The following is a 17139-nucleotide window of genomic DNA, read 5'->3' as shown; positions in this document are numbered from 1 at the left end:
GCGTGCGGACCGGGGCCACACCGGGATGTCCTCCGCCTCAGGCGCCCACGCGGAACCGCGCGAAGCCGGTGAGGGTGCCACCGGTCGCGGCGACGATCTGGCCGACCGTCTGCTTCGGGTCCTTCGCGAACGGCTGGTCAAGCAGCGCGACCTCCTTGAAGAAACCGTTCAGGCGTCCCTCGATGATCTTCGGGAGAGCCTGCTCCGGCTTGTTCTCGTTCCGTGCGGTCTCCTCGGCGATCCGGCGCTCGTCGGCAACCTTGTCCGCCGGGACGTCCTCACGGGAGAGGTACGTCGGGGAGAACGCCGCGATGTGCATGGCCACGTCGCGGGCCACGGCAGCTCCGGCGGCGTCGCTGGCCACCAGCACGCCGACCTGCGGGGGCAGGTCCTTGTTGGTGCGGTGCAGGTACTCGCTGACCTTCTCACCGGAGACACGAGCCACGCGGCGGACCACGATCTTCTCACCGAGAGTGGCGGCGGTCTCTTCGACCATTGAGGCCACGGTCCCGCCGTCGGCCTCGGCGGCGAGCAGCTGCTCGGCGTCGGTGGCGCCCGAGGCCGCGGCTGCGGCCACGACCTTCTCAGCCAGGCTCGTGAACACCTCGTTCTTCGCCACGAAGTCGGTCTCGGAGTTCACCTCGACCAGGACGCCGACCTGGCCGGCGCCCTCATCGTTGATCGAGGTGGCGACCAGGCCATCGGAGGCCGCACGGGCCTCGCGCTTGCTGACGCCCTTCAGCCCCTTGACCCGGATGATCTCCAGCGCCTTAGTCTGATCGCCGTCGGCCTCGTCGAGGGCCTTCTTCACGTCGAGCATGCCGGCGCCGGTGCGCTCGCGCAGCGCCTTGATGTCAGCGGCGGTGTAGTTCGCCATCAATGATCCTCTCGAAGATCTGGGTGGGTCAGTCCTGCGTGGTCTCGCCGGAGTCCTCAGCCGGGGCCTCCGTGGCAGCCTCAGCCGGGGCCTCCGTGGCAGCCTCGGTCGCAGCCTCAGCCGGGGCCTCCGTGGCAGCCTCAACCGGAGCTTCCGTGGCAGCCTCAGCCGGGGCCTCCGTGGCAGCCTCAGTCGCGTCCTCAGCCGGAGCTTCCGTGGCAGCCTCGGTCGCAGCCTCAACCGGAGCCTCCGCAGCTGCCTCAGCAGCTGCTTCGGCGGCCGGGGCGTCTGCAGCGGGCTCAGCAGCCGGAGCGTCGGCTGGGGCGTCGGCGGTGGCCGGGGAGACCTCGGCGGCTGCGTCGGCAGCAGCCTCGGCAGCGGGCGTCTCGGTCGGAGCAGCGGCCTCGGCCGCCGGGGCCTCGGACTTCTCCTCCTCGTGGGTGGCGAGCAGCTCGCGCTCCCACTCGGCCAGCGGCTCGGCGTCGCTGCTCCCGGCGGAGTCGCCGCCACCGTGGCGGGCGACCAAGCCCTCAGCAGCACCGTCGGCGACCACGCGGGTGAGCAGACCGACAGCGCGGATGGCGTCGTCGTTGCCCGGGATCGGGTAGTCGACCTCGTCCGGATCGCAGTTGGTGTCCAAGATCGCCACGATCGGGATGTTCAGCTTCCGGGCCTCGGCAACGGCGAGGTGCTCCTTCTTGGTGTCCACCACCCAGACGGCGGAGGGCAGCTTGGCCATATCGCGGATACCGCCCAGGGTGCGGGCGAGCTTGTCCCGCTCGCGGCGCTGCATCAGCAGCTCCTTCTTGGTGAAGGCGCTGGCGGCGACGTCGTCGAAGTCGACCTCCTCCAGCTCCTTGAGCCGCTGCAGGCGCTTGCTCACAGTGCCGAAGTTGGTCAGCATGCCACCCAGCCAGCGCTGGTTCACGAACGGCATGCCCACGCGGGTGGCCTGCTCGGCGACGGCCTCCTGGGCCTGCTTCTTCGTGCCGATGAACAGGATGGTGCCGCCGTGCGCGACGGTCTCCTTGACGAACTCGTACGCACGGTCTATGTCCTGCAGCGACTGCTGCAGGTCGATGATGTAGATGCCGTTGCGCTCGGTGAAGATGAAGCGCTTCATCTTCGGGTTCCAACGCCGGGTCTGGTGCCCGAAGTGCACGCCGCTCTCGAGGAGCTGGCGCATGGTGACGACGGCCATGGCTCGTCCTTCCTGGTGTGGGCAAGCCCACACATCTGCTGCCCACGGCTCAGCGCGGGCGGATTTGGTTGATGTTCTGGGCCGCCCGTTCCGGCACGGCCCATGCCTAGTGCGCATGATCCGCGGCACCGACAACTAGTGCCGGACCTCGCCGCGTGATCCCGGGCAAACCCGGGGGTGCGCACGCGATGTCAGGTGGGGCGCCCTGCGGACACACCACCTGCAGTGCACATGCTACCCGATCGGCGCGGGCCGGTCCGTGATGCCTGCTTGTCCACAACCCCCTCGCTGGCCGCTGCCGGACCGGGGGCGGAGGTGCTGTGCTGACCTGATGCGATCTCCTCCCCAACGCCACGGGCCACCCCCACGGACCAGCTGTCGAGTGCTGTCGGCACTGCTGCTGGCCCTCGCGGTACTCGCCGGGATAGCGCCTGCACGGGCAGCTCCGGCCAACACCCCGACCCCCGGCCCACTGCTCCTGGCGCCCGCCGGGGCACGGGGCACCGGCTCGCTCGACACCGGCCCACTCCTCACCGGCCCACTGGGCACGCGCCCACTCAGCACGGGACCACCCGCCACCCGCCCGCTCAGCACCGAACCTCTGCCGACCGACATCAGCACCTCCCAGTCGGGCTACGACTGGCCAGTGGCCGGCGACGGCGGCGCACCCGCAGTGCTGCGCAGGTTCGACCCGCCGCCGCTGCCCTGGCTATCCGGGCACCGCGGTGTGGATCTGGCCGCCGAGGCCGGCGCGACCGTGCGGGCGGCAGGTCCGGGCACGGTGGCATTCGCTGGGATGGTCGCCGGGCGCCCGGTGGTCTCGATCCAGCACACGGACGGCCTGCGCACCACCTACGAACCGGTCACGCCCACGGTCCAGGCGGGAGACGCCGTCGACCGGGGAAGCATGATCGGCCAGCTGAGCGATGCCGGCTCGCACTGCGAAAGCACCTGCCTGCACTGGGGTGTGCGCACCGGTCGCGATGACTACCTGGATCCGCTGCTGCTTCTCGGTGCGGAGGTGGTGATCCGACTGTATCCACCGACTCAGGGATAAGCGTGCACGAGCTGCGCGCGAAACGGCACCACCAGGGAGCCGTCGGCCTCGGCGAACTCGACCAGCGACGTCAACATCGAGCGTGCGGCTGCCAGCGCCTCCTCCGCATCGAGCCGGGCGCCCCACGGCATCCCTCGGAGGCGCTCGGCGGCAGCGGCGATCGTGCCGGCCAACCGGATCCGCAATGTGACCTCGCGGCTGACCGGTTCGTGCCAGCCTGCCGCCCGCAGATCCCCGACCAGGTCGTCGGCACCATATCCGGTGGCCGCACGAAGCACCTCGACGGCCCCGGTCGAACCTTGTTCGGTCAGTGCGCGTGCATGCGCTGTCAGGTACGGGTTGGCCTCGATCGGCGACCAGACTGTGGCCGCGAAAGAGCCATCCTCGCGGACCACACGCAAGGCTTCACCGAGCGCCGGCCGAGGTTCGGCCAGCGCGGTCATCCCGTGCAGACTGACCACCACGTCCTGGCTGCCGGAGGCCAGCGGCAAGCTATCCGGCTCCGCCTGCAGCCACTCGATCGCGTATCCCGCCCCGTGTCCAGAAGCGACCTGCAACATCGCCGGGTCGGGGTCCACGCCCACTACAGTGCCCATCGGCCCGGCCCGCTCAGCGGCAATCCGGGCGGCAAAGCCGGGGCCGCAGACGACGTCGAGCACCGCAGCCTCGAGGTGTACCTGGGCCGCATCCACCAGTACCGCCGCGAGCGGGACCATCAGCGGCTCCGCCGTACGGTCGTAGCGGGCCGCGGCGTCCGGGGAGTACGCGGGCATCGTCGCCATGCTCCTCAGCGTAGGACACCCCCTGTCCGGCTGCATGCTCGGTTCGGTCCGGCTGCATGCCCGGTTCGGTCCGGCTGCATGCCCGGTTCGGTCCGGCTGCATGCCCAGTGGGGTCAGGCTGCTTGCCCGGTTCGGCGGGCTCAGGCGCGCGGATGCGCCTGGGCGAACGCCGACCGGAGCCGTTCGGTGGAGACGTGCGTATACCGCTGGGTGGTGGACAGCGATGCGTGCCCGAGCACCTCCTGGACCGAGCGCAGGTCCGAGCCGCCGTCGAGCAGGTGGGTCGCGGTGGAGTGCCGGAGTCCGTGCGGTGCCAGGTCACGCACCCCGGCAAGTGCCGTGGTGCGGTGCACCAGGTCGCGCACCTGACGCGCACCGAGCCGGCCGCCGCGGTTACCGAGGAAGAGGGCACCGGAATCGGTAGGGCCGGTGACCAGCAGGTGCTCCCGCACAGCCAGCCACCGCTCGACGGCGGTGCTCGCCGGGCGCCCGAATGGCACCATCCGCTCCTTGTCCCCCTTCCCGAGGACTCGCAGCAGCCGGTCGCCCAGGTTCAGGTCGGTCACGTCCGCACCGACCAGCTCGGAGACTCGGACCCCGGTGGCGTAGAGCAGCTCCAGCACCGCCCAGTCCCGGGTGGCTCGGGCAGCGGTGACGGTCTCGTCCGCGGCGGCGATCCGGTCGCGGGCCGCGTCCATCACCGCGGCTGCCTCAGCAGCACTGAGCACCTGCGGCACTGTGCTGCCCGGACGCGGGGAGAGCAGGCGCTGTCCGGGGTCGGCGGCGATCCGGTCGGTGCGCTGGGCCCAGGCGGTGAAGCACCGCACGGCCGCGACCCGACGCGCCAGCGTGGCTCGGGACAGCCCCCGGCCGGACTCCTGGGCGAGCCACTGCCGCAGCACCGGCAGTGACAGTCTCGACAGATCGGCTGGATCGGTTCCGTCCGCGCCGTGCGGGAGCAGAGCGAGCATGGTGAGCACGTCGCCGCAGTAGGCGCGCACGGTGTGCTCGGAGAGTCCACGCTGGATCGCCAGGTGGCTAGCGAAGGCATCGAGCAGGCCTGCGTCGCGCTGCTGCTCGGTGGTGATCATGACATCAGAATGGCACGATCGCCGCGCGGTTCGGCCGAGGCGGGCGGGCATCGGGCGCGGCGCGTGGTGATCGGGCGCGGCGCGCGGTGATCGGGCGCGGCGCGCGGTGATCGGCCACTCTCCGCGCGGACGCATCCTGGCGCGGATCACGCGGACGATCCACGCCGCATGGGCGAGCATCCGTCGACCCGAGACTCACGAGCCAGCGGCGCCACCAGACTCCTTCATCGAGGCCAACCAGGCGCTGAGCAGCTGTTCCAGCCGGCCCAGGTCCTCGTCGCCGATCTCGGCGGTGACATCATCGTCGGCGGCCAGCACCTTGCCGGCGGTGCGCTCAACCAGCTGGTGCCCCCTCTCGGTCAGCGCAACCTCGACACTGCGCCCCTCCCCTGGGTTGCGAAGGACCAAGCCATCCCGCTCGGCGCGGGTGATCCGCTGGGAGATCGCCCCCGCGCTGACCAGACACCGCTCCGCCAGCTGCCGGGTAGTCAGCCGGTACGGCTCTCCGCGGCGCCGCAGCGTACTGAGCAGGTCCAGCGTGGCGGCATCGATACCCAGCTGGTCCAGGAGGCCGGCTCGTCCGTTACGCAAGGCGACCGCTACCGCCTTCACCAGCCACACCAGGGCGATCGATCGGGTGGGTACATCGGGCAGCTCACGCTGCCACGCCGTCGCCACCGAGCGAGCCCGCTGCAGGTCGCCGCTCCGCCCCTGGTCGCCGCCTCTTGACACGTGCGCTGTCATCGCGGTTGACTCCTCTCACTGTTTAGATCTAAACGAGAGTACGGGAGGTAGCGCCAATGAACAAGACAGCGCTCGTCACCGGAGGGACACGCGGCATCGGACGGGCTGTTGCCGAGCAACTCATCGCCGATGGTTATGAGGTCGTGGTCACCAGCCGCAGCACCAAGGTCGGCCCGCAGGCAACTGAGTGGGGAGCCCGCGGTCTTCGTCTGGACGTGGCAGATGTCGACTCGGTCGCCGCACTGGGTGACCATCTCACTGCCGTGGACGTGCTGGTGAACAATGCGGGCGCCTTCGCCGCGCCGACCCCGGCGCCGGGGGCACCGCTGTCGGACGTCGCCGCGGCCTGGCGGCACAACCTCGATGTCAATCTGGTGGGTGCCGCTCTGCTGGTCACCGCACTGGAGGACAGGCTGCGTGCCGGCGGCTCCGTGGTGAGCATCGGTTCGATCGGCGCCGAGTACGCCGGCAACCCCTACTCCGTCGCCAAGGCGGCACTCCAGGCCTGGAACGTCGGGCTGGCCGAGCGTCTCGGCCCCCGGGACATCACTGCGAACGTGGTCTCCCCCGGCTACACCGAGGGCACCGACCTGTTCGGCGGTCCGCTGCCCGAGGCGCGCCACACGAGGCTCGTCGAGCGAACCACTCTGGGCCGACCCGGCCGGCCTGCGGACATCGCTGGAGCGGTCGCGTTCCTGGCCTCAGCACAGGCCCGGCAGATCACCGGCCAGACCATTCATGTCAACGGCGGCGCCTACACCACCCGGTAGGTCCACCCGATCCGCGAGCGCTCCGCGATGCAGCTTTCGTCTCGGCCCACACCGCACCGAAGAGCGTTCGGGATGGGTAGGTGGCAGTCGGCAGCTGCGGGCCCGGTCAGGTCCGCTGCTTTCGGGCACGACGCCAGCGCACCCCGTCGCGCTCCACCCGGCCGGCGAGCTCGAGGAATCCCAGCGCGGAGCGCACCTCCGGTTCACCGACGCCGCTGCTGCGCACCAGTCCGGCGAGTTCCACTCCGGCCCGCGCCGGCATCGCGTCCAGCACCTGGGCCTGACCAGGGCCCAGACCGTCGAGCAGACCGGCAGCGACCGGCGGCTCTCCCGCACCGGCGGCTGCGTCCCACGGGCCGACCAGCTCCAGCACCTCCGCGGCGTCGGTCACACACACCGCTCCCTCTCGGATCAGCCGGTGGCAGCCGGCGGAGGTCGAGGAGGTGACCGGACCGGGCACGGCAGCCACGGTGCGGCCCAGCTCCGCGGCGTGGCCCGCGGTGTTCAGCGCCCCAGAGCGCCAGGACGCCTCCACCACCACGGTCACCTCGGCCAGAGCCGCGATCAGCCGGTTCCGGGAGAGGAACCGTTGTCGCATCGGTGAGCTGCCCGGAGGTACCTCGCTGAGCACCGCACCGTACTGGGCCACCTCGGCGAGCAGAGCGGCATTACCGACCGGGTAGAACCGGTCCAGTCCACCGGCCATCACCGCGACCGGCGCCCCGTCGCCGGCGAGGGTGGCTCGGTGCGCGGCGGCATCGACCCCGAAGGCACCGCCGGAGACGATCACCAGTCCGTCGGCGGCAAGTTCTGTGGTCATCGTGTTGGTGATCTCCGCCCCGTACGGGCTGCAGGCGCGGGACCCGACCACCGCGACCGCCGGCCGGGACAGTGCCGATGGATCGCCGAGCAGCCACAGACACGGTGGCGCGTCGGTGCCCAGGTCTGCCAGCCCCGCTGGCCACTCGGGGTCGTCGGGGATGAGCACGCGGCCACCCCGGCGGGCGAGCACGTCCAGCTCGCGGCGCAGGTCGAGACCGGTCAACCGCGGGATCCACCGCTGGGCCGCCGTGTGCCACCTGGCGCCGGGGGCGAGCACCGGCGGGTCGCTCCAGGCCTGGGCAGCGGCGGCGAGCCACTGCAGTGCCGGCCCAGCGCCGAGCGCCTGGACCAGAGCCCCGGCCTGCGCATCTCGCGGTTCGGCGATTCGCGACCAGGCCGCACGGGCCATCCGGTCGTCGCTGGTGTCGAAGGGTAGCCGGTCAGACATGCAGGTCTCGATTCCGTAGGGTGAGGGCCGCGCCGATCTCCGTCGGCCCGGGGTGATCCAGTCCCTGCAGATCTGCCAGCGTCCAAGCGACGCGCACGACCCGGTCCACACCACGCATGGTCAGCTCCGAGGTGTCACCGGGCCGCCGCAGCGGATCCAGCAACGCGTCATCGATCCGCCGGGTATAGGCGCGCAACCAGGGTCCGTCCACCTCGGCATTGGTCCGCCAGGGGGTGTCCGCCCACCGGCGCGTCTGTGCCTGACGAGCCGCGGCGACCCGGGCGGCAACAGCGGCGCTGGACTCCCCCGTGGCGGCGCCGAGCAGCTGGGTGCGGGTGACCGAGGCGACGTCCACGCGGATATCCACCCGGTCCAGCAGCGGACCGGACAGCTTGTTCTGGTACAGCCGCAGCGCGTTCGGGCTGCACCGGCAGCGCAGGCCCTTCCCGGTGGCCCAGCCGCAGGGGCACGGGTTCGCCGCCAGCACGAGCTGGATCCGGCATGGGTAGGTCGCCGTCTCCTTGGCTCGCTGCAGCACCACATGCCCTTCCTCCACCGGCTGACGCAGCGTGTCCAGCACGCTGCGACTAAATTCGGCGGCCTCGTCCAGGAACAGCACGCCACGATGGGCACGCACCACTGCACCAGGTCGCAACGTCCGGCTCCCGCCGCCGATGATCGCGGCCTTACTGGCGGTGTGGTGGGGTGCCTCGTACGGCGGCCGGCGGATCAACCCAGTGGTCGGCTGGTAGCTGCCGGCCACGGAGTGCACGGTGGTCACCTCCACGGCAGCTGCGTCATCCAGATCTGGAAGCAATCCAGGAAGGCAGGCAGCGAGCATCGACTTGCCGGCCCCGGGTGGTCCGTTCAGGAACAGGTGGTGCCCGCCGGCCGCGGCGACCTCGAGCGCGTGCCGGGCCTGTTCCTGCCCGATCACGTCGGCCAGGTCCTTCGCTGCCGGTTCGGGCAGGGCCGCGACCTCAGCCCGGGCAAGCGGTGCCGGCGGCAGCCTCCGTAGCCCTTCCGCACCGTAGGCGAAGGCCAGTTCGCTGAGGTGCTGCACTCCGGTCACCTGCGCGCCGGGCACCAGCTCGGCCTCGGGCACATTGTCCGCCGGGACCACCACCTCGGGATGCCCGGCAGCCACTGCGGCCGCAACGGCAGGCAGCACACCGCGGATCGGGTGCACGGTACCGTCCAGCCCGAGCTCACCCAGATGGACCCGGTGCTCGGACCGCCGGGCCGGCGCCAGTCCGGCGGCGCGAAGGACCGCGACTGCCACGGCCAGGTCGAACCCGGACCCGGATTTGCGCAGATCGGCGGGGCGCAGGTTCACCACGAGGCGGACACTGGGCCAGGTCAGCCCGGTGGCGATCACTGCGGCTCGGACCCGTTCGCGCGCCTCGGCCGCGGCCGTGTCCGGCAGCCCGATGAGCTGGACCGCGGGCAGCCCCTGGTGCAAAGCGGTCTCCACCTCCATCACCTGCCCTTGCAGGCCGACGATGGCCACCGAGAGCGTGCGGGCAGCCCGCAACGGCTGACCGGACATGTCAGCTCACCCCCTGCCGGTGGTCGATCCGGGCGGGGCCGTCATCGGGCAGCCACACGGCGATCACGTCCACCCGAAGCCCGGCGGCGCGCACGTCGTGCTCGGCGAGCCACTGGCCTGCCAGTACCCGCAACCGGGCCAGCTTGCGCGCGGTCACCGCCTCAGCCGGGTGCCCGAGCCGCAGGCTGCGCCGGGTCTTCACCTCCACGACCACCAGGTCGTCACCGTCGAGCGCGACCAGATCGATCTCCCCGGTGCGGCAGCGCCAGTTCCGGTCCAGGATCTCCCACCCGGCACGCTCCAGCCAGCGCCCGGCGAGCTCCTCGCCCGTGCGGCCGAGGACGTCTTTCGCAGCCATCGGATCACCTCCTGTGGTGATCCTGGGGGTATCGACCCTGTTCCCGTCAGCCAGGGAGGGCCCCCTGTGGAAAACGTGGCACGACGGCGTTCCTCACCAAGCGCGACCGCTCGCCCGCGCGGTGGGCAGGCAGTCACGCGCCGCACCCGCGGGCTTTCGCGACGTCAGCAGGCTCGCGACTTCAGCGGGCGTTCACGACGTCAACGGGAACTCGTGACTTCAGCAGGCCTTCACGACTTCAGCGGGCCTTCGCGGCGTCACCGGGCGTTCCCGACTTCCTGGGGGCAGGAAGTGAGGTCCGCCGCCGAGGTGGAGGTCAGCTGGGCAGGTCGAGCTCCGGCTTGGCGAGCTCCTCGACGTTCACATCCTTGAAAGTCACCACGCGCACCGACTTCACGAACCGGGCCGACCGGTACACGTCCCATACCCAGGCATCCGCGAGGGTCAGCTCGAAGAACACTTCTCCGCCGGCGGACCGCACCTGCAGATCCACGTGGTTGGCCAGGTAGAACCGGCGCTCGGTCTCGACCACGTAGGAGAACAGGCTGACCACATCGCGGTACTCGCGGTACAACGCGAGCTCCATATCGGTCTCGTAGTTCTCCAGATCCTCGCTACTCACCCCTCCATCATGCACCGCCGAAGGAGGTACCGGCAGCAGGTCGGGGCTAGGGCGCCCGCGTGCCGCCGGCGAGCTCACCCTCGATGAACAGCGCCTGCGCCATCGGCTCCTCGCCGGTCGGCAGGGCCCAGCTGCGCCGGTGCTCCTCGCACGGGCCGTGCTCCCGCAGTGCGGCCAGATGCTCGGGGGCGGAGTAGCCCTTGTTGTTCTGCCAGCCGAACGCCGGGTACTCGGGGTGCCGAGCGACCATCATGGCGTCCCGTTCGCACTTGGCCAGGACGCTGGCCGCGGCCACTACTGCGCAGCGCAGGTCCGCTTTCACCTGGGTTCGTACTACGGGAGGTGCGTGATCGGTGAACAGGCCGGGCGCCGTCGTCGACAGTCCCGGCTGAGATCCTGGTGGGGTGAGCCAGTCGTGCGAACCGTCCAGAATGACCACGTCGGGCACCACACCGGTCTCCCGCAGTGTGGTCAGTGCCCGAGTTCCGGCGAGCCGCAGGGCTGCGATGATGCCGAACCGGTCGATCTCGGCCGGGAGGGCATGGCCCACCGCTCCGGCCAGGCACCAGCGCCGGATCGGTGCCTGCAGCTTCTCTCGCATCTCGGGCCGCAGCAGCTTGGAGTCGCGCAGTCCCGCGGGCATCCGGCCGGTGCTGGCGTCCACCACCGCTACCCCCACGCTCACCGGACCCGCCAGGGCACCACGGCCCACCTCGTCCATCCCGGCAACCAGGTGATGCCCGGCGCCGAGCAGTTCGCGCTCCAACATCCGGGTGGGCGGGGAGGACCTCACGGGTCGGGGACGTCGGCGAACGTGTCGGTGGGGTTGCTCAACCATTCGATGCGATCCAGTGGCCAGGTGATGACAAATGCTCTGCCCACCACATTACGCACCGGCACGAATCCTCCGCCCACCGACCCGGCGTGGTAGCGCGAATCCGCAGAGCGGGGTCGGTTGTCGCCGAGCACGAACAGGTGGTCCTCCGGAACCGTCACGTCGAAGGTTCGTTCACTGGGCTCAGCACCGGGTACCACATAGGGCTCGGTGATCGGTTCGCCGTTCACCGAGATCAGCCCCTCGTCGGTGCAACAGGTCACGTGATCGCCACCGGTGCCAATGATCCGCTTGATCACGTGCTCATCGGCATGCTCGGGCAGCAGCCCGATCCAGGTGAGCACCTGCTCGGCAGCGTTCAGCTCGTGCGGTTCGGTGTCCAACCAGCCGCCGGGGTCGAGGAAGACCACCACGTCACCACGTTCCAGGTCCATCACCTGCGGGGCGAGCTTGTTCACCACCAGCCGGTCCCCGACCATCAGAGTCGGTTCCATCGACACGCTCGGGATGAAGAACGCCTGCGCGAGGAACGTCTTGATGACCAGAGACAGGATCAGCGCCGAGACCACCACGATCGCGGACTCGCGCAGGAACGCCCGCACCGGATGCCGGCGCCTGCCGTCCTGGTCGGAGCCCTCCGCCGCCACGGCGCTGTCGCCGGAGTCATCACCGCCAGCGGGCGAGGAGTCATCGGCAGCGCGGTGCTCGTCGCCCGCCCGCCCGCGCCCGGATGCGTGCTTGCCCGCTGAGGTCACCTCGTCCTCACTGCGACGCGTCGGGTCCGGCTGCCTGTCCTCGTTCTCGTCGGCAGGCGCCATGTCACCCCGTCCTCGTCGCGCAGGCCCGCATCAGCTTCTCTTAGCCGGTCAGCGCCAGTGCGGCGCCGGCCGGAGGTCACTTCGCGGAACTGGTCTCGCGACGCTCGCGGATCTTGGCGGCCTTACCGTGCCGGTCGCGCAGGTAGTACAGCTTGGCGCGGCGCACGACCCCGCGGCTGGCCACCTCGATGTGGTCCACCGTCGGCGAGTGCAGCGGGAAGGTCCGCTCGACACCAACGCCGAAGGACGCCTTGCGGACCGTGAAGGTCTCGCGGACGCCACCACCGGAGCGGGCGAGAACGACACCCTGGAAGACCTGGATACGGGAGCGGTTGCCCTCGATGACCTTCACGTGCACCTTCACGGTGTCGCCGGGCCGGAAGTCGGGGACGTCCTCACGGATCGATGCGGCGTCGACGTTGTCCAGGATGTTCATGGGTACCTTCCCGCGGCTGCCACAGGTCACCCGCGCTTGTCCGGGCGGCGAACCGCCTCCGAGTCGATGATCACGCCCTGGGCAGTGGATCCCGCTCCCCTGTGGCAGAGGCGGTGAGCGCCCGGCATGACTGGCCTATTCTGCCACAGCAGCCCCGGCCGATGAAATCAGGCCGAGCGGAGTGTGTGGGCCATCACGTAGTCGTGCTCGGTCCGTGTGCCCACGGTGAACGTCCGCTCCCCCACCCGCTCGAAGCCATGCTTGCCGTAAAACCGCTGTGCCCGCTCGTTCGCCCGGTTCACCCCGAGCCAGAGGGCCGTCAGGCCGCTGCGGGCAGCCAGGGCAAGGGTCTCGGTGAGCAGCAGGGCGGCCAGACCCTGGCCATGGAAGTCCTCGAGCACATAGCACTTGCTCAGCTCGGCGCCGGCGTCCGGCGCCGCCGCCCGGACCCGCTCGTTCTCGGGAGCACCCACCACGAGCAGCGTGTAGCCGACGACGGCGCCGGCCAGCTCTGCCACGAGCACGTGCCGACGGCGGTCGCGCAGGTAGCGCCGGAACTGCTCCGCGCTGAGGTTCTCCGCCACGAACGCTGCCGCGTCCGTGGGAGTGACCGACGGCGGGCAGGCGAGCGGGAAGGTCCGGGCGGCCACCTCAGCGAGCGCCTCGGCATCGAGCGCCCGCGCCGGGCGCACCTGTGCGGGGCCGAGAGCCTCGATCAGGTCCGGGCGACGCTGGGCGGTGCGGTCGACCGCCCGACGGCGGCGCCAGCGGCCGATCCGGCCGTGGTCACCGGAGAGCAGCACCTCCGGAACGTCCTGACCACGCCAGCTCGGCGGCTTGGTATACACCGGGTACTCCAGCAGACCGGCGGAGCCGTGCGACTCCTCCACCAGCGAGTCCGGGTTGCCGATCACTCCGGGCATCAGCCGCGCCACGGCCTCGATGATCACCAGAGCGGCAACCTCGCCCCCGTTGAGGACGTAGTCCCCGATAGAAACCTCACGCACGTTCACCTCACCGGCGCGGGCATAGTGCTCACCGACCCGGGCATCGATGCCCTCATAGCGACCGCACGCCAGGGCGAGCTGTCCGCCCGCGCACACCAGCAAGGCAAGCTCCTCGGCCAGCGCCTGGGTGAACGGCTCCCCGGCCGGAGTCGGGATCAGCACGGTCTGGCTGACGTCCGCACCGGTGCTGAGCACCTCGTCGAGTGCCAGGCCCCACACGTCGGGGCGCATCACCATGCCGGCGCCGCCACCGAACGGAGTGTCGTCCACAGTGCGGTGCCGATCACTGGCCCAGGTACGCAGGTCGTGCACGTCGACGGTGAGCAGGCCGGCGGCACGCGCCTTGCCCACCAGGCTGAGCTCGAGTGGGGCAAGATAGCCGGGGAAGATCGTCAGCACGTCGATCCGGCCGGTCATGACTGCCCGCCCGACTGATCGTCGCCGTCGCCAGGCTCTTCGTCCTGGGCGAGCAGTCCCGGCGGCGGCGCGAGCACCACCCGGCCACCGGGCACGTCCACGACCGGCACGATCTCGGTCACGAACGGCACCAAGGTGCGCCCGCCGCCTACCTCGCGCAGGACCAGCGCATCCTGGGCGGGAAGGTGCTCCACGCCGTCGATCGTGCCGAGGACCGCGCCATCGGCGCGCTCAGCGCGCAGCCCGGCGAGCTCATGCGGGTACCACGCCTCCGGCTCCCCGATCTCCGGCGGGGCGAGCAGCACCACCCCACGCAGCCCCTCGGCACCGGTGCGGTCGGTGACGCCGGCGAAAGACGCGTACCAGTGCTGCTGGATCCGGCGCAGACCGGTCACCTCCAGCGGCCCGGAACTGACCGGCTCGGTGGTCAGCACAGCGCCGGGAGCCAATCGGGACTCCGGATCGTCGGTGTGCAGGCGCAGGCGTACCTGCCCGGCCAGACCACGAGCCGCGCCGATGGTGGCGAGGCGAAGGTAGAGCTCGTCGTCACCACTGGGTCCGGTCACCGGATCTCCCTCTTCTGGCCGCGAACGAACGCAGGCCCGCTCCCCCAGGGAGCGAGCCTGTGTTCGGTCATTTCTTGGTTCGCCGGTCAGCGCCGGTCGACGTCCACCACGTCCACGCGCACCGGACCATCGGTCGCCAACGCACCCACGACGGTGCGCAGCGCCCGCGCGGTACGCCCGGAGCGACCGATCACCCGGCCGAGGTCGCTGGGGTTGACCCGGACCTCGAGCAGGTCTCCTCGGCGCAGCGACTTCGACTTGATCTGTACGTCGTCGGGGTGGTCGACGATGCCGCGGACCAGGTGCTCCAGCGCGTCAGCGAGCATCACTCAGAGGTTTCGCTCGACTCGGCGTCCGGGGCGGCCTCTGCCTCCGGAGCCTCGGCGTCGGAGGTCTGCGCCTCCGCGTCCGCGCTCTCCTCGGCCTTGGCGTCCGCGGCGCTCTTCGCCTCAGCAGCCGTCTTGGCCTCGGCAGCCTTGGCCTTGCGCAGTTCGGCATCCGCTTCGGCAGCCTTGACCGCCTCTGCGGCCCCTTCCTCGCTGACCACCTTCGACTTCAGCGTGCCCTCAGCGCCTGGCAGACCCTTGAAGGCCTGCCAGTCACCGGTGACCTTCAACAGTGCGAGCACCTGCTCGCTGGGCTGGGCGCCGACGCCGAGCCAGTACCGTGCCCGCTCGCCGTTGATGTCGATGAGCGAGGGCTCCTCGGTGGGGTGGTACTTGCCGATCTCCTCGATGACCCGACCATCACGCTTGGTGCGCGAGTCGGCCACGACGACACGGTAGTACGGCGCACGGACCTTGCCGAGGCGCTTGAGACGAATCTTGACTGCCACTGTGGTGGACACTCCTGAGCTGTTTTGAGGTGGACGCGCGCACGGCGCCGGGTGGGGCTTCGGCTCCGTCGGTGGTCCGAGGGCACAGCACGGGCCGGTGAGAGGGGCCAGCCAGGCTGAGTACAGAGGCATATTCTGCCAGATCGTCGCCGTGAACCCCAACCATCGCTGACGGCGGGCAACGTGGGTTCGCACACGTTGCCCGCCTTTCGCTCACTTCCAGCGGAAGAAGCGCACGGCGATCGCCGCGCTCAGCACGGCGTAGCCGACCATCACGGCCAGTTGTTGCCAGGGCATCGGGCCTCCCAGCCAGCCGGCCGAGATGGCCTGGCTCGCTGCGCCCAACGGGGTCCAGCCGGCGATGTCCGCGATGAGATCGGGCATGATCGGCTCGGGCGTCCACAACCCGGCGAAGAACAGCATCGGGAAGAACACGAGCATCGCGATGCCCTGCGCGGTCGATGCCTTGGACGCCCGGGCGGCGATAATCATCCCGACCGCGAAGATCGCAACGGCGCCGAGCACCAGGCTGAGCGCGACGAGACCGGGCCGGACCGGCATCACGATGTCGAACACCAGCGAGCCCACCACCAGCGCCAGGATGGTCGCGATCACGAAGGAGACCACGCCGATGAGGACCTGGGCGAGGACAACGCCGGACGGGCGCATCGGGGTGGTCGACAGCCGGGTGAGCACGCCCTGCTCCCGGTAGCCGGCAATGATCCCGGGCATCGTGGTCAGCGCCGGAGTAGCCATTGCGGTAGCCAGCACTGGCGGAACCATCACCACGATCGTGGCCAGTCCGGTAGCGGGGCCGTTGGTGATCACCTCGTCCATCCCGGGGATCGCCAGGCCCACACCGACCAGCACGATGGCCGGGAACGCCAGGACGAAGAACACGTTTCCGAAGTCTCGGGTGAACAGCCGTGCCTCGCTGCGGATCAGCGGCGCCACCCCTCGGGGCATGAAGGCTGCAGTAGTCATGAGCGGATCTCCTCGCGCGATGTGGTGGTGTGGACGAAGACGTCCTCAAGGTTGTGGTTGATCGTGCTGAGCTCGGTCGGGATGGCGCCTGCACTGGAAAGGGCACTGACGACGGCGGGCAGCACCTCGCGCTGTCCGGTCACCTGGTATCGGTCGCCAGTGGTGGTGAGCTCGTCCACTTCGGCCAGGTCGCGCAGCTTCTGGACCAGCTCCGCAGGGAGCTCCTCGGCAAAGCGCATCTGGAACTGATAGCCCTCAGCGAGTGCCGCGGTCAGCTCGGTCGGGGATCCGCTGGCCACGACGCGGCCCTCGTCGATGATGACCACCTGGTCGGCGAGACGTTCGGCCTCGTCCATGAAGTGGGTGACCAGCAGGATGCTGACCCCGCTGTCCCGCACAGATTCGATCAGTCCCCACACTTCGCGGCGGGCGTGTGGGTCGAGACCGGTGGTGAGTTCGTCCAGGATGGCGATCCGCGGCCGGCCGACGAGCGCGAGGGCGATAGACAGCCGCTGCTGCTGGCCCCCGGACAGCTCCTTGAACGCGGTACCGGCCTTGTCCCCCAGCCCGAGCTGAGACAGCAGCTCGGTCGTATCGCGGGGATCGGCGTAGAACGAGCCGTACAGGTCCACGGCCTCGGCCACGGTGATCCGGGCCGGCAGGTGAGCGGCCTGGAGCTGCATGCCCACGTGCTCGCGAATCGAGGCCGGGTGGGCCTGCGGATCCTGGCCGAGCACGCGGACCGTGCCGGCGTCGGCCTGACGCAGTCCGGCGATCATCTCCACTGTGGTGGTCTTCCCGGCACCGTTCGGGCCGAGTACAGCCAGGATCTGCCCTTCTTCCAGGGTCAGGCTGACGTCGTCGACGGCGGTGGTGTCGCCGTAGGTCTTGCGCAACTGGTGCGCTTCGATCACAGACAT

Annotated in this window: 19 protein-coding genes and 1 pseudogene; 2 read left to right on the top strand and 18 right to left on the bottom strand. The window is 70.4% G+C overall.

Features of this window, described 5'->3' with window-relative positions; genetic code table 11:
- Positions 1-37 precede the first annotated feature (37 nt).
- Together tsf and rpsB are read right to left on the bottom strand one after the other, a co-directional pair.
- Positions 38-877, bottom strand: coding sequence for a translation elongation factor Ts (gene tsf / locus FU260_RS07590; RefSeq protein ID WP_147916513.1), 840 nt, complete (start codon positions 875-877; stop codon positions 38-40).
- Positions 878-1106: 229 nt separating this feature from the next.
- A pseudogene (gene rpsB / locus FU260_RS07585) lies at positions 1107-2078 on the bottom strand (30S ribosomal protein S2); the annotation flags it as partial.
- A gap of 382 nt (positions 2079-2460) precedes the next feature.
- Here rpsB and FU260_RS07580 point away from each other — a divergent pair.
- Positions 2461-3135 (top strand): murein hydrolase activator EnvC family protein, encoded by a 675-nt coding sequence (locus tag FU260_RS07580; protein ID WP_235912235.1) that lies wholly within the window; start codon positions 2461-2463, stop codon positions 3133-3135.
- On the opposite strand, the gene FU260_RS07575 is transcribed toward FU260_RS07580, so the two are convergent.
- The 3 genes from FU260_RS07575 to FU260_RS07565 form a co-directional block, all read right to left on the bottom strand.
- Positions 3126-3917 (bottom strand): class I SAM-dependent methyltransferase, encoded by a 792-nt coding sequence (locus FU260_RS07575; RefSeq protein ID WP_168211688.1) that lies wholly within the window; start codon positions 3915-3917, stop codon positions 3126-3128. The genes FU260_RS07580 and FU260_RS07575 overlap by 10 nt on opposite strands.
- 140 nt (positions 3918-4057) lie before the next feature.
- Positions 4058-5008, bottom strand: a complete 951-nt coding sequence (locus FU260_RS07570; RefSeq protein WP_147916509.1) for a tyrosine recombinase XerC — start codon at positions 5006-5008, stop codon at positions 4058-4060.
- 195 nt (positions 5009-5203) lie between these two features.
- On the bottom strand, positions 5204-5752 hold the full coding sequence (locus FU260_RS07565; RefSeq protein WP_147916508.1) for a MarR family winged helix-turn-helix transcriptional regulator: 549 nt from the start codon (positions 5750-5752) through the stop codon (positions 5204-5206).
- Between the two features lie 56 nt (positions 5753-5808).
- On the opposite strand from FU260_RS07565, the gene FU260_RS07560 reads away from it, so the two are divergent.
- Positions 5809-6522, top strand: coding sequence for an SDR family NAD(P)-dependent oxidoreductase (locus FU260_RS07560; RefSeq protein ID WP_147916507.1), 714 nt, complete (start codon positions 5809-5811; stop codon positions 6520-6522).
- Positions 6523-6628: 106 nt separating this feature from the next.
- On the opposite strand, the gene dprA is transcribed toward FU260_RS07560, so the two are convergent.
- From dprA to FU260_RS07495, 13 genes are all read right to left on the bottom strand, one after another.
- Positions 6629-7792, bottom strand: a complete 1164-nt coding sequence (dprA, locus tag FU260_RS07555) for a DNA-processing protein DprA (protein WP_147916506.1) — start codon at positions 7790-7792, stop codon at positions 6629-6631.
- On the bottom strand, positions 7785-9341 hold the full coding sequence (locus FU260_RS07550) for a YifB family Mg chelatase-like AAA ATPase (protein WP_235912234.1): 1557 nt from the start codon (positions 9339-9341) through the stop codon (positions 7785-7787). The genes dprA and FU260_RS07550 overlap by 8 nt, the downstream gene beginning before the upstream one ends.
- Position 9342: 1 nt before the next feature.
- A complete protein-coding gene (locus FU260_RS07545) occupies positions 9343-9699 on the bottom strand; it encodes a YraN family protein (RefSeq protein WP_147916505.1) in 357 nt (118 codons plus the stop codon).
- A gap of 316 nt (positions 9700-10015) precedes the next feature.
- A complete protein-coding gene (locus FU260_RS07540; protein ID WP_022916852.1) occupies positions 10016-10321 on the bottom strand; it encodes a DUF2469 domain-containing protein in 306 nt (101 codons plus the stop codon).
- 46 nt (positions 10322-10367) lie between these two features.
- Positions 10368-11114 (bottom strand): ribonuclease HII, encoded by a 747-nt coding sequence (locus FU260_RS07535; protein WP_413038337.1) that lies wholly within the window; start codon positions 11112-11114, stop codon positions 10368-10370.
- Positions 11111-11974, bottom strand: a complete 864-nt coding sequence (lepB, locus tag FU260_RS07530) for a signal peptidase I (protein ID WP_147916503.1) — start codon at positions 11972-11974, stop codon at positions 11111-11113. Before lepB ends, FU260_RS07535 begins: the two co-directional genes overlap by 4 nt.
- A gap of 76 nt (positions 11975-12050) precedes the next feature.
- Positions 12051-12410 carry a 50S ribosomal protein L19 gene (rplS, locus tag FU260_RS07525; RefSeq protein WP_147916502.1) on the bottom strand — a complete coding sequence of 120 codons (360 nt, stop codon included), beginning with the start codon at positions 12408-12410 and terminating at the stop codon, positions 12051-12053.
- A 167-nt stretch (positions 12411-12577) separates the two neighbouring features.
- Positions 12578-13834: a tRNA (guanosine(37)-N1)-methyltransferase TrmD gene (gene trmD / locus FU260_RS24575; protein ID WP_147916501.1), complete on the bottom strand. Its 1257-nt coding sequence runs from the start codon at positions 13832-13834 to the stop codon at positions 12578-12580.
- Positions 13831-14400: a ribosome maturation factor RimM gene (gene rimM, locus FU260_RS07515; protein ID WP_147916500.1), complete on the bottom strand. Its 570-nt coding sequence runs from the start codon at positions 14398-14400 to the stop codon at positions 13831-13833. The genes trmD and rimM overlap by 4 nt, the downstream gene beginning before the upstream one ends.
- 86 nt (positions 14401-14486) lie before the next feature.
- Positions 14487-14726, bottom strand: a complete 240-nt coding sequence (locus tag FU260_RS07510) for an RNA-binding protein (RefSeq protein ID WP_147916499.1) — start codon at positions 14724-14726, stop codon at positions 14487-14489.
- Complete coding sequence (rpsP, locus tag FU260_RS07505; protein ID WP_147916498.1) at positions 14726-15235, bottom strand: 30S ribosomal protein S16; 510 nt, start codon at positions 15233-15235, stop codon at positions 14726-14728. Before rpsP ends, FU260_RS07510 begins: the two co-directional genes overlap by 1 nt.
- A gap of 213 nt (positions 15236-15448) precedes the next feature.
- A complete protein-coding gene (locus FU260_RS07500) occupies positions 15449-16219 on the bottom strand; it encodes an ABC transporter permease (RefSeq protein WP_147916497.1) in 771 nt (256 codons plus the stop codon).
- Positions 16216-17139, bottom strand: coding sequence for an ABC transporter ATP-binding protein (locus FU260_RS07495; protein WP_147916496.1), 924 nt, complete (start codon positions 17137-17139; stop codon positions 16216-16218). Before FU260_RS07495 ends, FU260_RS07500 begins: the two co-directional genes overlap by 4 nt.

Origin of the sequence: Ruania zhangjianzhongii (assembly GCF_008000995.1) — a bacterium.
GTDB classification, from domain to species: Bacteria; Actinomycetota; Actinomycetes; order Actinomycetales; family Beutenbergiaceae; genus Ruania; species Ruania zhangjianzhongii.
Note: the sequence above shows the minus strand (reverse complement) of the source record. Positions and strands in the feature narration are given on the sequence as shown.